Below are 13,515 nucleotides of genomic sequence, written 5' to 3'. Positions count from 1 at the left end.
GCATGGATGGACGAGGCTTCGCTGCCCGGTGCCGGAGAGCCGCTCCAGACCCGCTTCCTGTCCGGCGGAACGCAGAACGTGATCTATGAGATCCGCCGCGGCGCAACGAATTGCGTGCTGCGCATGCCCCCGCCCGGCGCCCCGCCCGACAGGGACAGGGGCATCCTGAGGGAGTGGCGCATCATCGAGGCGCTCGACGGCACCGAGGTGCCGCACACCGCCGCGATCGGGGTGTGCGCCGACCCGGCGGTGCTGGGCCGGCCGTTCTACCTGATGGGATTCGTGGACGGCTGGTCGCCGATGGATCAACGGCAGTGGCCGGAGCCGTTCGGTTCCGACCCCGCCGCCCGGCCCGGCCTGGCCTACCAGCTCGCCGAGGGCATCGCGCTGCTGTCGAAGGTCGACTGGCGTGGTCGCGGGCTCGCCGATCTGGGTAGGCCCGACGGATTCCACGAGCGACAGGTGGACCGCTGGACCGGATTCTTCGACCGCATCAAAGGCCGCGACATCGACGGCCTCGACACCGCCACCGCGTGGCTGCGTGCCCATCGGCCGCTCGACTTCGTCCCCGGCCTGATGCACGGCGACTACCAGTTCGCCAACGTCATGTACCGGCACGGCGCGCCGGCCCGGATGGCGGCGATCGTCGACTGGGAGATGGGCACCGTCGGCGACCCGAAGCTCGACCTGGCGTGGATGGTGATGAGCTGGCCGGCCGACACCGACGATCCGCAGCCGTCGGAGATGGACTACGTCGACATGCGTGGGATGCCGTCGCGCGACCAGGTCGTCGCGCACTGGGCCGAGGTCTCCGGACGACAGGTCGACGACCTTGACTACTACCTGGTGCTGGCCCGGTGGAAGCTCGCGATCGTGCTCGAACAGGGCTACCAGCGTGCGGGTGACGACGAGAAGCTGCAGGCGTTCGGTCCGATCGTGCCCGCCCTGATGGCCTCGGCCGCCGATCTCGCCGAATCCACCGACTACCGGTGACGACGATCAGGGCCGCCGTCTGCCCGCGGTACGGGCCGCCGGAGGTGGTGCGCATCGAACGGATGCCTGCACCGGTTCCTGCGGCCGGACAGGTGCGGGTGCGGGTGGAGGCCGCCGCGGTGAACTTCCCCGATGTGCTGCTGATCGCCGACGACTACCAGCTCAGCGTCGCGCCGCCGTTCGTGCCGGGCAGCGAGTTCGCCGGCACGGTCGTCGAATGCGGTCCGCACACAACGGATGTCGCGGTCGGCGACCGGGTGAGCGGCACCGCGATGTACGGGGCGTTCGCCGAGGAGGTCGCGGTGGCCGCCGACGGCGTGCAGCCCATCCCCGACGGTGTGGACATGCCGGCCGCGGCGGCGTTCGGGGTGGCCTATCGCACGGCCTACCACGCGTTGCGTTCGACGGCGCGGATCGGCGCAGGCGACCCGCTGATCGTGCTGGGCGCCGGTGGCGGTGTCGGGCTGGCCGCGGTGACGCTCGGCGCGGCACTGGGCGCCGAGGTCGTCGCGGTCGCCTCCTCCGCCGAGAAGCTGGCCGCCGCCGCCGAACACGGGGCCCGCCACGTCGTCGACCACCGTGCCGGCGAGCTGCGCCAAGCACTGCGCGACGCGGTTCCCGACGGCGCGGCCGCGGTCCTCGACCCGGTCGGCGGATCCCTGTCCGAGCCCGCCCTGCGGTCGCTGCGCCGCGGTGGCCGGTTCGTCACGGTCGGCTTCGCCTCCGGTGAGATCCCGCGTATCCCGCTCAACCTGGTGCTCGTGAAGGGCGTGCAGATCGTCGGATTCCAGTTCGGTGACGTCGACCCCGGCGAATACACCCGCAACGAGCGCGAATTGCGGGCGCTGTTCGAGTCGGGACGCGTGGCCCCGCACATCGGCGCGGTCTATCCGCTCGCCGACGCGGCGTCTGCGCTGCGTCGGGTGGCCGACGGTCAGGCCGTCGGCAAGGTGGTCATCGACCTCCGGTGATCCGCGTCAGCCGGCCGGGATCAGATCCGCGGCCACCGAGGGACACGCCATCTCACCGCAGCGGAAGGTCTCGATGTAGCCCACGCTGTTCGGGTCGCCCACGGCGGTCAGCGCCTGGGCCTTGAACGCCCGGGCCGCCGCGCTGAGTTCGTGCCGTACCGAGTCGACGTTGCTCTCCAGCTCGGCCGGCCACTGCTCACCCCACAGGGTGACCTCCGTCATGCCCTGGTTCAGCGCGGTGAGCACATGCATGCGCACCCGGGGGTCGGCGGCGAACATATCGGCCGACACCGCGACGGTCTGCGGATGAGGCCGCTGGGCCCATGACTGCAGCACCGACTCGAGATCCATCACGACCGCGCCGAGGATCTCCAGCGGCCGCACGTCCTCGCCGTCGCAATCGAGCAGCACGGTGACGTCCCAGCCCGCCATCGCGCGGTCGTAGAGCCAGCCGCCGGCGAACTTCACGGCGTCGCACACCGAGGGGGCGACGACGTCGAGCCGGTACCTCATGTCGAATTCCACGCTCACTTCGCCATCACCACGCTGTGGTCCGCCACGGGGGTGAACTCGCGGGCCAGCATCTCGGCGTACCCCTTGAACGCCTCGGTCAGGGGTATCGAAGGATCGAGTAACCATGAGGTCTCCATTCCGTTGACGAAGGCGAGGATCTCGACGGCCTTGGTGGCCGCGTCGATCCCCTGGCGATACCGACCGGCGAGCTGACCGCGTCGGATGATCTCGGCCACGATGTCCACCGCGGCCCGGTGCCGTGTGACGAGCCGGTCGTGCAGCGGCGCGTCGGGCGCGATGTTCTCCACCAGCAGCACCGTGAACGTGCCCACCAGTTCGGGCGCCCGCTGGAAGCGTTCGGCCACCCGCGCGATCTCCTGGAACAGGTCGCCGGAGCGGTCGGCGTGGGTGTCATCGTCGAAGTCGCGGGCGTCGAGAACCGCGTTGAGCAGCTGTTCCTTCGATTCGAAGTGATGCAGCAGCCCGGCGGGCGTCACCCCCGCCTCGCGGGCGATCTGAGCCAGCGAGGTGTTGCGCCAGCCGTTGCGGGCCAGCAGCCGTTCGGCGACTCCGAGGATGCGCTGGCGACGGTCCTCACCCTTGGCGAGCAATGTGGCGTAGGGCCGTGGCGACTGCAGCGCGGACACCGAACTCCTTCGTTCAACCAACCGACTGAACACACAGTAGGTTGGTTTGGTCGGTGTGACAAGAGTCTCAGCAGACAAAGGTTTCAGCGGCAGATCACACGCTGGTCAGCCGCTGCGGCTGTCGCGACCAAGGTGGCAGAACCGCCCCGGCCCCACGCGGGTGAGCGCACGATGTGAAGGGGCGCACACACACCGAGGAGGCCACAATGACCAACCCGTCATCGACCGTCGACCATCAGGCGGTGGCGACCAAGCACCGCGCCATGTGGGCCACGGGTGACTATCCGAGGCTCGCGGCGGAGCTGGTGTCACCGCTCGGCCCCGTGCTGGTGGCCGCGACCGGGATCGCCGAGGGCGACCGCGTGCTGGACGTGGCGGCCGGCACCGGCAACGCATCGATCCCCGCCGCGCAGACCGGGGCGAGCGTCGTCGCCAGCGATCTGTGCCCTGATCTGTTGGAGGCCGGCGCCCGGTCGGCCGCCGAGCGCGGCGTCGAACTCGAGTGGCGCGAGGCGAACGCGCACGAACTGCCGTTCGGCGACGACGAATTCGACGTGGTGATGTCGTCCATCGGCGTGATGTTCGCCCCGTTCCACCAGCAGGCTGCCGACGAGATGGTGCGGGTCTGCAAGCCGGGCGGCAGGATCGGGCTGATCTCCTGGACACCCGAGGGTCACATCGGCAAGCTGTGGGCGGCGATGAAGCCGTACGCTCCGCCACCCCCCGAGGGTGCGCAGCCCCCGCCGCTGTGGGGCCGGGAGGATCACGTCCGCGCTCTGTTGGGCGACCGCGTCACCGACGTCGTCACCGAGCGCAGGATGCTGACGGTCGACCACTTCGCCGACGGCGCGGAGTTCCGCGACTACTTCAAAGCCACCTACGGGCCGACTATCGCCGTCTACCGCAACATCGAAGGCGACCCGGACCGGGTGGCGGCGCTCGACGCGGAGATCGCCGAGGTGGGTGACAGCGTGCTGGGCGCGTCGAAGAGCATGGACTGGGAGTACCTGCTGCTGACCGCGGTCAAGGCCTGACGGACGCGGCTCTACAGGCCGAGCGACTTGGCGATGATCACCTTCATCACCTCGCTGGTGCCCGCGTAGATGCGGGCCACCCGCGCGTCCGTGTACAGCCGGGCGATCGGGTACTCCATCATGTACCCGTAGCCGCCGAACAACTGCAGGCAGCGGTCCACCACGCGGGCCTGCATCTCGGTGCAGAACAGCTTGACCCGTGCCGCGTCGGCGGGCGACAGTTCGCCGTCGACGTGCAGCGCCACCGCGCGGTCGAGCATCGCCTGGGCCGCCTCCACCTCCGTCGAGCAGGAGGCCAACTCGAACTTCGTGTTCTGGAAAGACGCCACCGGGGTGCCGAACGCCTTGCGGTCGCGGGTGTACCCGATGGCCGCGGTGATGGCCGAACGGGCCTGGGCGACCGAACCGACCGCCACCGTCAGCCGCTCCTGCGGCAGGTTGTGGCCGAGGTAGGAGAACGCCTCGCCCTCCTCCCCCAGCAGGTTCGCCGCGGGTACCCGGACGTCGGCGAAGGACAGCTCGGCGGTGTCCTGCACCTTGCAGCCCATCTTCTCGAGCTCGCGACCGCGGGTGAAGCCGGCCATACCGTCCTCGACCACCAGCAGGGACAACCCCTTACGACGGTTGTCCGGGTCGGTGGACGTGCGCGCGACGACCACCACCAGATCGGCCTGGATCCCACCGGTGATGAACGTCTTGGCGCCGTTGACGATCCAGTCGCCACCGTCGCGCACCGCGGTGGTCCGCACCCCGGCGAGGTCCGAACCCGTTCCGGGCTCTGTCATCGCGACGGCGGACAGCAGGGTGCCGTCGGCCAGACCGGGGAACCAGCGGCTGCGCTGTTCGTCGTTCGCGTAGTGCAGGAAGTACGGCAGGATCACCTCGAGTTGGGTGCGCACCGTCGACAGCGTCACCAGTGCCCGCGCCGCCTCCTCCTGCAACACCACGTTGTAGCGGTAGTCGGGGATGCCCGAACCGCCGTACTCCTCCGGGATCGCCATGCCGAGCATGCCGAGCGCGCCCATCTGTTTGAAGACGTCGCGCGGCATCCGGCCGGCCTTCTCCCACTCCGGGTAGCTCGGCACCACCTCCTTCTCGACGAAGTCGCGGGCGAGCTGCCGGAACGCCTCGTGGTCCTCGGTGAACAGGTTCCGCTGCATGGGTCTCCTAGCGTCAGGCGACGAGTTCGACCAGCGTGGCGTTGGCGGTGCCGCCGCCCTCGCACATGGTCTGCAACCCGTAGCGAATTCCGTTGTGCTGCATGTGATGGATCATCCGGGTCATCAGCACCGCGCCGGATGCGCCGAGCGGGTGGCCCAGCGCGATCGCCCCGCCGAGCGGGTTGAGCCTGGCCTCGTCGGCGCCGGTGTCGGCGAGCCACGCCAGCGGAACCGGTGCGAACGCCTCGTTGACCTCGTACACGCCGATCTCGTCGATCCCGACGCCCGCCTTGTGCAGCACCTTCTCGGTGGCCGGGATCGGCCCGGTGAGCATCAGCACCGGATCGGCACCGGTGACCGCGCCTGCGCGGTAGCGCACGAGCGGGGTCAGGCCGAGTGCGATCGCGTTGTCCTCGGACATCACCAGCAGCGCCGCGGCGCCGTCGGAGATCTGTGACGAGTTGCCGGCGTGGATGACGCCGTCCTCGGCGAACGCCGGCTTGAGCCCGGCGAGTTTCTCGACCGTGCTGCCCCGCCGGACGCCTTCGTCGGCGACCACCGGCTCGGCGCCGTCCGGGAACACCGGCACGATCTGCGCGTCGAACGCCTTGTCGTCCTGCGCGGCGGCGGCCAGTTCGTGCGAGCGCACCGAGTACTCGTCGAGCCGGGTGCGGGAGAAGCCCCACTTCTCGGCGATCAGCTCCGCCGAGATGCCCTGGTTGAATCCGAAGTCCGGGTAGCGCGCAAGCACTTTCGGGCCGTAGGGCATCCCGGTCGACCGCGCGGCGCCGAGCGGCACCCGGCTCATCACCTCGACACCGCCGGCCACCACGATGTCCTGCTGACCCGACATCACCGCCTGCACGGCGAAGTCCAGCGCCTGCTGGCTGGACCCGCACGCGCGGTTCACCGTCGTGCCGGGGATGTGTTCGGGCCAGCCCGCGGCCAGCACCGAATACCGGCCGATGTTGCTCGACTGGTCGCCGACCTGCGAGACGCAGCCCCACACCACGTCGTCGATCACGTCGGGGTCGACACCGGCGCGTTCGACGAGTTCGTTGAGCACGATCGCGGACAGGTCCGCCGCGTGCATCCCCGACAGGCCGCCGTTGCGCTTGCCGACCGGCGTGCGCACCGCCTCGACGATCACCGTTTCGCGCATGAGACTGCTCCGATCCACTCGAGAACTACTGGTAGGCAGGGCCGATCGCCCGCTGCTCGCGCAGCGCGGCGATCTCCTCGGCGGTCAGGCCGATCCCGCTGAGCACGTCGTCGGTGTGCTGCCCCAGCCCCGGCACGGCGCCCATCGGCTGCTCGAAGTCCGAGATGACCGGCGGCGGGCGCAGCGCCATGATCTCGCCCCCCGGGGTGTCCACCGGCCGCCACCGGTCGCGGGCGGCCAGGTGCGGGTGTGCGACGACCTCGCTGGGCAGGTTGTAGCGGGAGTTGCCGATCCCGGCGGCGTCGGCCTTCTTCTGGATGTGCGCCAGATCGTGCTGGGCACACCACGTTCCGATCGCGTCGTTGAGCGCGTCGCGGCGTCGGACGCGGTCGGAGTTGGTGGCGTACGCCGCGTCGTCGGCCAGATCGGGCCGGTCGATGATCTCGCGGGCGAGCCGTTGCCACTCACGGTCGTTCGTGGTGCCGAGCACGACGGTCTGGCCGTCACCGGTGGGAAACGAACCGTAGGGCGCCACCGCGGGCGAACTCATGCCGAGCGGCTCCTGGTCGATGCCGGAGTGCTGGGTGTAGGTGAGCTGATAGCCCATGATGTCGGTCATGGTGTCGAAGAGACTGACGGCCACCGACGGGGCCGTGCCGCCGCTGCGGTGCCCGCGGGCGTAGAGCAGCGTCACGATCGACAGCGCCGCGTAGAGCCCGGTCGAGATGTCGGCCACCGGCGGACCGGGTTTGGCCGGCATGCCGGGATACCCGGTGACCGCGCACGCGCCTGATTCGGCCTGGATGAGCAGGTCGTACGCCCGCTTCTCCGAGATCGGTCCCCCGGGTCCGTAACCATCGATCTCCACCGGGATCACTTGCGGGTGACGAACTTCCAGGTCCGCGGCGGCCAGGCCCATCCGCGCCATCGCACCCGGCGCCAGATTGGACACCAGCACGTCGGCGCCGTCGAGCAGCCGGTGAAGCACCTCCATGCCGCCTGCGGCCTTGAGGTCGAGCGTGACCGACTCCTTGCCGCGGTTGCACCACACGAAGTGGGCGGCCTGGCCCTTGACGACGTCGTCGTAGTGGCGGGCGAAGTCGCCACCGTTGGGGTTCTCCACCTTGATCACCCGGGCGCCGAAGTCGGCGAGGACCCGGGTGCACATCGGCGCCGACACCGCCTGCTCCAGCGTCACCACGGTGATGCCGGCGAGCGGCGCCTGATCAGTCATCGTGTCCGATCATCACATGACCATGCCGCCGTCGACCGGCAGCACCTGGCCGGTGACGTACGACGCGGCGTCGGAGGCCATGAAGACGAACGCGCCTGCCACCTCGGAGGGTTCGGCCCACCGCTTCAGCGGGATGCGGTTCATCATGTTGGCCGCGAACTTCTCGTTGGTGCGGATGGTCTCGGTCATCGGCGTGGCCGCCAGCGGAGCCAGCGCGTTGACCATGATGTTCTTGATGGCCAGTTCGCGGGCCAGTGACTTGGTGAAACCGATGATCGCCGCCTTGGCGGCCGAGTAGTTCACCTGGCCCAGCGTGCCGGTCAGGCCTGCCGCGGACGTCACGTTGATGATCCGCCCGGTGCCGTCGGTCGGCACGTACGGCAGCGCCGCCTGGGTGACGGTGAACGCCCCGAGCACGTGCACGTCGAACAGCAGCCGCATCGAGTCCTGGGTCGTCTTGCCGAACATCGACGGCCGGGTCACCCCGGCGTTGTTGACCACGATGTGCAGCGCGCCGTCGGCCAGGCCGGCCGCCTGCTGGGTGGCGGCCGCAGCCGAGTCGGGATCCGACACGTCGAGCGCCGCGGCCTGCGCCGTGCCGCCCGCGTTCGCGATGCGCTCGGCGACCGCGGCCGCCGCGTCCTTGTCGAGGTCGGTGACCAGCACCGCCGCGCCGGCCTCGGCCAGCGCGGTGGCGACCGCCGAGCCGATGCCGCCCGCGGCTCCGGTGACCAGCGCCGCGCGGCCGGTCAGATCGAAATAGCCGCTCATCAGTAACTCTTGGGCAGGCCGAGCACATTCGCCGCCAGGAAGTTCAGGATCATCTCCTGGCTCACCGGGGCGATCTTCATCAGCCGCGACTCGCGGAAGTAGCGGGAGATGTTGTACTCCTCCGAGTACCCCATGCCGCCGTGCGTCTGCAGGGCACGGTCGGCGGCGCCGAATCCCGCGTCGGCGCAGAGGTACTTGGCCATGTTGGCCTCGCGGCCGCAGGGCTTGCCGTTGTCGTAGAGCCAGGTCGACTTGCGCAGGATCAGTTCCGCGGCGTCGAGGCGGGCCAGCGAATCGGCCAGCGGGAACTGGATGCCCTGGTTCATGCCGATCTGCCGGCCGAACACCACCCGCTCGTTGGCGTATTTCACCGCACGGTCCAGCGCCACGCGTCCGATGCCGAGCGCCTCGGCGGCGATCAGCATCCGCTCGGGGTTGAGCCCGTGCAGGATGTACTGGAAACCCTTGCCCTCGTCGCCGATCCGGTCCTCGACCGGCACGCGCAGATCGTCGATGAACAACTCGTTGGAGCTGACGGCGTTGCGGCCCATCTTCTTGATCGGCCGGATGTCGACGTGGTCGCGGTCGAGGTCGGTGAGGAACAGCGACAGGCCGTCGGTCTTCTTCGTGACGTCGTCGTAGGGCGTGGTGCGGGCCAGCAGCAGGATCTTCTCCGACTCGAGCGCCTTGGAGATCCACACCTTGCGGCCGTTGATGACGTAATCGCCGCCGTCCCGCTTGGCGAAGGTGGTGATGCGCGAGGTGTCGAGTCCCGCACCGGGTTCGGTGACGCCGAAGCACACGTGTAGCGACCCGTCGACGATCCGGGGCAGCGTGGCCGCCTTCATCTCGTCGGAGCCGAACACCACCACCGGCTGCATGCCGAAGATCGACAGGTGAATGGCGCTGGCGGCGTTCATCGCACCACCGGAGCGGGCCACCTCCTCGGCCAGGATGGTCGCCTCGGTGATGCCGAGGCCGTGCCCGCCGTACTCCTCGGGGATGGTCATCCCCAGCCAGCCGCCACTGGCGATGGCGTCGTAGAACTCGCGCGGGAACTCGTGCGCGAGGTCCTTCTCCATCCAGTAGTTGTCATCGAACTTCGAGGCCAGTTCCCGTACCGACTTGCGGATCAGTTCCTGGTCCTCGGTGAGCTCGAAGCTCATTCCGCCCGACACTGCAATCTCCGTCCTCGTCATCGAACTCTGTGCACCGGCGCGACCGGATCGTGTCGCCGCGCCGGTGGTGCGCCGCCGGCCTCAGTCCCTGGCGCCGCTGACGGCTTTCGCATTGGCTTGGAAGTCGGCGAAGTTGGCGCCCGTCTTCTCCTTCTTCGACAGCGCCTGGATCGACACGTCGTGGCCCTCGGCCGCCTTGCGCAGCGCCCCGACGGTCGCCTGCTCCTTCGGGATGTGCTTGAAGGGTTCGAAGTGGTACCAGCGCATCGCGTTCTCGTGGGTGATCTTGTTGATCTCGTCGTCGGGCACGTCGTAGGTGTCGAACACCTTGCCGAGTTCTTCGGGCGCGCCGGGCCACATCGAGTCGCTGTGCGGGTAGTCCATCTCCCAGCAGATGTTGTCGATGCCGATCTCGTGGCGGTTCTTCACCCCGACCGGGTCGGAGATGAAGCACGTCAGGAAGTGCTCGCGGAACACCTCCGAGGGCAGCTTGCCGCCGAAGTCCTGATGGGTCCACGTCGAGTGCATGTCGTAAGTGCGGTCCACCCGGTCGAGGAAGTACGGGATCCACCCGGTGCCGCCCTCGCTCAGCGCGATCCTCAGGTCGGGATACTCCTTGATCGGCTTGGACCACAACAGATCCGCCGCGGCCTGCACGATGTTCATCGGCTGCAGTGTGATCATCACGTCCATCGGCGCATCCGGTGCGGTGATCGCCAGCTTCCCCGACGAGCCGATGTGGACGTTCATGATGGTCTCGGTCTCGACCAGCGCCTCCCACAACGGCTTCCAGTGCTCGAGATCGTGGAACGAGGGGTAGCCCAGGGTCGAGGGGTTCTCGGTGAACGTCAGCGAGTGCACGCCCTTCTTCGACACCCGGCGCACCTCGTCGGCGCACAGCTGCGGATCCCAGATCGCCGGGATCGCCATCGGGATGAACCGCCCGGGGTTGGACCCGCACCACTCGTCGATGTGCCAGTCGTTGTAGGCCTGCACCAGCGCCAGCGAGAACTCCGCATCCTCGGTGGCGAACAGCCGTGCCGCGAAGCCCGGGAACGACGGGAAGTTCATGGTGGCCAGCACGCCGCCGGCGTTCATGTCCTTGACGCGCTCGTTCGGATCCCAGCAGCCCTTGCGGATCTCGTCGAGGCCCTGGGGTTCCAGGCCGTACTCCTCTTTGGGCCGGCCCGCGACCGCGTTGAGCGCGACGTTCGGGATCACCGTGTCGCGGAACTGCCAGGTGTCCGAGCCGTCCGGGTTGTGCACCAGTCGGGGCGCCTCGTCCCGGTACTTCGCGGGCAGATGGTTCTTGAACATGTCCGGCGGCTCGATGATGTGATCGTCCACGCTGATCAGGATCATGTCGTCGTAGTTCATCGCGGTTCCTTCCGATACCGGCCGCGCGGGCCGGTGACGTGTTGCCCGACTGTGTTCTCCTACTGAGAAAACTAGCTTCTCGCCCGGCGAGAATCAACGTAGACCATGATCGACCACAGGTTTCACCGGCCGCTGCGCCGCTGGTCACACGTCTGCTATTGACCATCGGGGCGAAAGATGGAAACCTCTTAGTCAGAAATGAGAACCGGATTCTCCTAAGTGAGAGTCGCTCGCTGGTCGCATACGAAGGGAGAGACCGTGCGCCTGGCCCCGTTGCCGGCAGAAGAATGGGACGACGAGGTCGTCGGATCGCTGCGCGGCTTCCTCCCGCGCGCCCGCCAGAACCCCGATGGGGCAGGCAACGCGATGTCGACCATGGTCCACCACCCCGCGCTGACCAAGGCGTTCATGCCGCTGAACCTGCACCTGCTGTTCAGCTCCACGCTGGACCCGCGGCTGCGCGAACTCGCCATCCTGCGAGTGGCACACCGACGCGAATCCCCCTATGAGTGGGCGCACCACACGTCGATGGCCAAGATGCTCGGCGTCACCGACGACGAGATCGAGTCGGTGCGTCGCGGCGAGGCCGCCGACGACTTCGACCGGCTCGTGCTCGCCGCGGTCGACGAACTCGACGACAACAACGGACTGACCGACGAGACCTGGACCGCGCTCGGCGAGCGTCTCGACGAGCGTCAGCGGATGGATCTCATCTTCACCGTCGGCACCTACAACATGCTGGCCATGGCCTTCAACACGTTCGGCGTCCAGCTCGACCAAGCAGGAGAGGTAACACACTGATGGCGTTCTTCCAGAAACCGGCAGCAGGCAGCTGGACCGAGAACTGGCCCGAACTCGGCACCGCGCCGGTCAATTACGAGGACTCGATCGATCCGGAGCACTGGCTGCTCGAACAGCAGGCCATCTTCAAGAAGACCTGGCTCAAGATCGGCCGCGTCGAGCAGTTGCCCAAGAAGGGCAGCTACTTCACCCGTGAGCTGCCGTCGGTGGGTCCCGGTACCTCGGTGATCATCGTCAAGGACAAAGAGGAGGTCGTCCGCGCCTTCCACAACCTGTGCAGGCACCGCGGAAACAAGCTGGTGTGGAGCGACTTCCCCGGCGAAGAGGTGTCCGGCGTCTGCAGGCAGTTCACCTGCAAGTACCACGCCTGGCGCTACGCGCTCAACGGCGACCTCACCTTCGTGCAGCAGGAGGGTGAGTTCTTCGACCTCGACAAGTCCGACTACGGCCTGGTGCCGGTCCGCTGCGAGGTGTGGGAGGGCTTCATCTTCGTCAACTACGACGACGACGCCGCGCCGCTGCGGGAGTACCTCGGTGAATTCGCCGAAGGGCTCGAGGGATATCCGTTCCACGAGATGACCGAGCACTACAGCTACCGCTCGGAGATCAACGCGAACTGGAAGCTCTTCATCGACGCGTTCACCGAGTTCTACCACGCGCCGATCCTGCACATGAAGCAGGCGGAGAAGGAGGAGGCCGAGAAGCTGGCCAAGTTCGGCTTCGAGGCGCTGGCATACGACATCAAGGGTGACCACTCGATGGTGTCGTCGTGGGGCGGCATGTCGCCGCCGAAGGACCTCAGCATGGTCAAGCCGATCGAGCGGATCCTGCACAGCGGCCTGTTCGGGCCGTGGGACCGTCCCGACATCAAGGGCATCCTGCCCGAGGAACTGCCGCCGGCGATCAACCCCGGGCGGCACAAGTCCTGGGGCACCGACTCGTTCGAGTTCTTCCCGAACTTCACCCTGCTGTTCTGGGCCCCGGGGTGGTACCTCACCTACAACTACTGGCCCACCGCGGTGGACAAGCACATCTTCGAGGCCGACCTCTACTTCGTGCCGCCGAAGAACCTCCGCGAACGGCTCTCCCAGGAACTGGCGGCGGTGACGTTCAAGGAGTACGCATTCCAGGACGCCAACACCCTCGAGGCCACCCAGACGCAGATCGGCACCCGGGTGGTGACGGACTTCCCCCTGTGCGACCAGGAGATCCTGCTTCGCCACCTGCACATGACGGCTCACCAGTACGTTGACAGGTACAAGGAGTCGCTGGCGAAGGGGAACGGTTCCCCCAACGGGAAACACGCCGCCACCACGTCGGAAGACTCAGCGAAGGATTCAGTGAATGTCTAAGTTGCCCGAGGAGTTCGCCGATCTCGAGCGGTTCGCCGACTGGTGCCTGCCCACCGAGGAGGAGCGGTACGCGAAGCGGCTGAACTCGACGATGGCCGAGATGCAGGAACTGTACGACGCGGGCATCGCCCGCCTCGAAGACATCATGGTCTACGTCGACGCCCGGTTCCCGCTCGAGGGCATGCCGGACGACGCCAAAGCACTGGTGCACCTTGGCCAGTCGATCGTCATGGTGAGTTTCCCGATCGAGGTGTGGAAGCAGCCGCGCGTGCTCGACAGCGGCGCGGCCTACATCAAGCTCATCAAGGAGCCGGTGGTCTAG

General features: G+C 68.0%; 14 protein-coding genes. 6 read left to right on the top strand and 8 right to left on the bottom strand.

Features of this window, described 5'->3' with window-relative positions; translation table 11 throughout:
* Positions 1-6: 6 nt before the first annotated feature.
* Both AB0K11_RS26755 and AB0K11_RS26750 read left to right on the top strand, forming a co-directional pair.
* Positions 7-993 (top strand): phosphotransferase family protein, encoded by a 987-nt coding sequence (locus AB0K11_RS26755; protein WP_364984822.1) that lies wholly within the window; start codon positions 7-9, stop codon positions 991-993.
* A 5-nt stretch (positions 994-998) separates the two neighbouring features.
* Complete coding sequence (locus AB0K11_RS26750) at positions 999-1,964, top strand: NADPH:quinone oxidoreductase family protein (RefSeq protein WP_364984820.1); 966 nt, start codon at positions 999-1,001, stop codon at positions 1,962-1,964.
* 6 nt (positions 1,965-1,970) lie between these two features.
* Here the strand turns inward: AB0K11_RS26750 and AB0K11_RS26745 are convergent, their stop codons facing one another.
* Both AB0K11_RS26745 and AB0K11_RS26740 read right to left on the bottom strand, forming a co-directional pair.
* On the bottom strand, positions 1,971-2,477 hold the full coding sequence (locus tag AB0K11_RS26745; protein WP_364984818.1) for a hypothetical protein: 507 nt from the start codon (positions 2,475-2,477) through the stop codon (positions 1,971-1,973).
* 14 nt (positions 2,478-2,491) lie between these two features.
* Entirely contained in the window at positions 2,492-3,124 is a 633-nt protein-coding gene (locus AB0K11_RS26740) for a TetR family transcriptional regulator (protein WP_364984456.1), read from the bottom strand.
* 206 nt (positions 3,125-3,330) lie between these two features.
* Here AB0K11_RS26740 and AB0K11_RS26735 point away from each other — a divergent pair, with 206 nt between their 5' ends.
* Entirely contained in the window at positions 3,331-4,158 is an 828-nt protein-coding gene (locus AB0K11_RS26735; RefSeq protein ID WP_364984454.1) for a class I SAM-dependent methyltransferase, read from the top strand.
* Positions 4,159-4,169: 11 nt separating this feature from the next.
* On the opposite strand, the gene AB0K11_RS26730 is transcribed toward AB0K11_RS26735, so the two are convergent.
* From AB0K11_RS26730 to AB0K11_RS26705, 6 genes are all read right to left on the bottom strand, one after another.
* Positions 4,170-5,318 carry an acyl-CoA dehydrogenase family protein gene (locus AB0K11_RS26730; protein ID WP_364984452.1) on the bottom strand — a complete coding sequence of 383 codons (1,149 nt, stop codon included), beginning with the start codon at positions 5,316-5,318 and terminating at the stop codon, positions 4,170-4,172.
* 13 nt (positions 5,319-5,331) lie between these two features.
* Positions 5,332-6,480 carry a thiolase family protein gene (locus AB0K11_RS26725; protein ID WP_364984450.1) on the bottom strand — a complete coding sequence of 383 codons (1,149 nt, stop codon included), beginning with the start codon at positions 6,478-6,480 and terminating at the stop codon, positions 5,332-5,334.
* A gap of 25 nt (positions 6,481-6,505) precedes the next feature.
* Positions 6,506-7,714 carry a CaiB/BaiF CoA-transferase family protein gene (locus AB0K11_RS26720; RefSeq protein WP_364984448.1) on the bottom strand — a complete coding sequence of 403 codons (1,209 nt, stop codon included), beginning with the start codon at positions 7,712-7,714 and terminating at the stop codon, positions 6,506-6,508.
* Positions 7,715-7,726: 12 nt separating this feature from the next.
* Positions 7,727-8,485 carry an SDR family NAD(P)-dependent oxidoreductase gene (locus tag AB0K11_RS26715; RefSeq protein ID WP_364984446.1) on the bottom strand — a complete coding sequence of 253 codons (759 nt, stop codon included), beginning with the start codon at positions 8,483-8,485 and terminating at the stop codon, positions 7,727-7,729.
* Complete coding sequence (locus AB0K11_RS26710; RefSeq protein ID WP_364984444.1) at positions 8,485-9,651, bottom strand: acyl-CoA dehydrogenase family protein; 1,167 nt, start codon at positions 9,649-9,651, stop codon at positions 8,485-8,487. Before AB0K11_RS26710 ends, AB0K11_RS26715 begins: the two co-directional genes overlap by 1 nt.
* Before the next feature lie 93 nt (positions 9,652-9,744).
* The gene (locus AB0K11_RS26705; RefSeq protein ID WP_364984442.1) at positions 9,745-11,040 is read right to left on the bottom strand and encodes an amidohydrolase family protein; all 1,296 of its coding nucleotides are present in this window, start codon (positions 11,038-11,040) and stop codon (positions 9,745-9,747) included.
* Between the two features lie 258 nt (positions 11,041-11,298).
* Here AB0K11_RS26705 and AB0K11_RS26700 point away from each other — a divergent pair, with 258 nt between their 5' ends.
* From AB0K11_RS26700 to AB0K11_RS26690, 3 genes are read left to right on the top strand one after another with little or no spacing between them, the layout of a single operon-like run.
* Complete coding sequence (locus tag AB0K11_RS26700) at positions 11,299-11,841, top strand: carboxymuconolactone decarboxylase family protein (RefSeq protein ID WP_364984440.1); 543 nt, start codon at positions 11,299-11,301, stop codon at positions 11,839-11,841.
* Positions 11,841-13,193, top strand: coding sequence for an aromatic ring-hydroxylating dioxygenase subunit alpha (locus AB0K11_RS26695; RefSeq protein ID WP_264013263.1), 1,353 nt, complete (start codon positions 11,841-11,843; stop codon positions 13,191-13,193). Before AB0K11_RS26700 ends, AB0K11_RS26695 begins: the two co-directional genes overlap by 1 nt.
* Positions 13,186-13,515 carry a hypothetical protein gene (locus tag AB0K11_RS26690; protein WP_364984437.1) on the top strand — a complete coding sequence of 110 codons (330 nt, stop codon included), beginning with the start codon at positions 13,186-13,188 and terminating at the stop codon, positions 13,513-13,515. Before AB0K11_RS26695 ends, AB0K11_RS26690 begins: the two co-directional genes overlap by 8 nt.

It is taken from the genome of Mycobacterium sp. NPDC050551, assembly GCF_040674075.1.
In the GTDB taxonomy this organism is placed as follows: Bacteria; Actinomycetota; Actinomycetes; order Mycobacteriales; family Mycobacteriaceae; genus Mycobacterium.
This window is presented reverse-complemented; position numbering and strand designations above follow the sequence as displayed.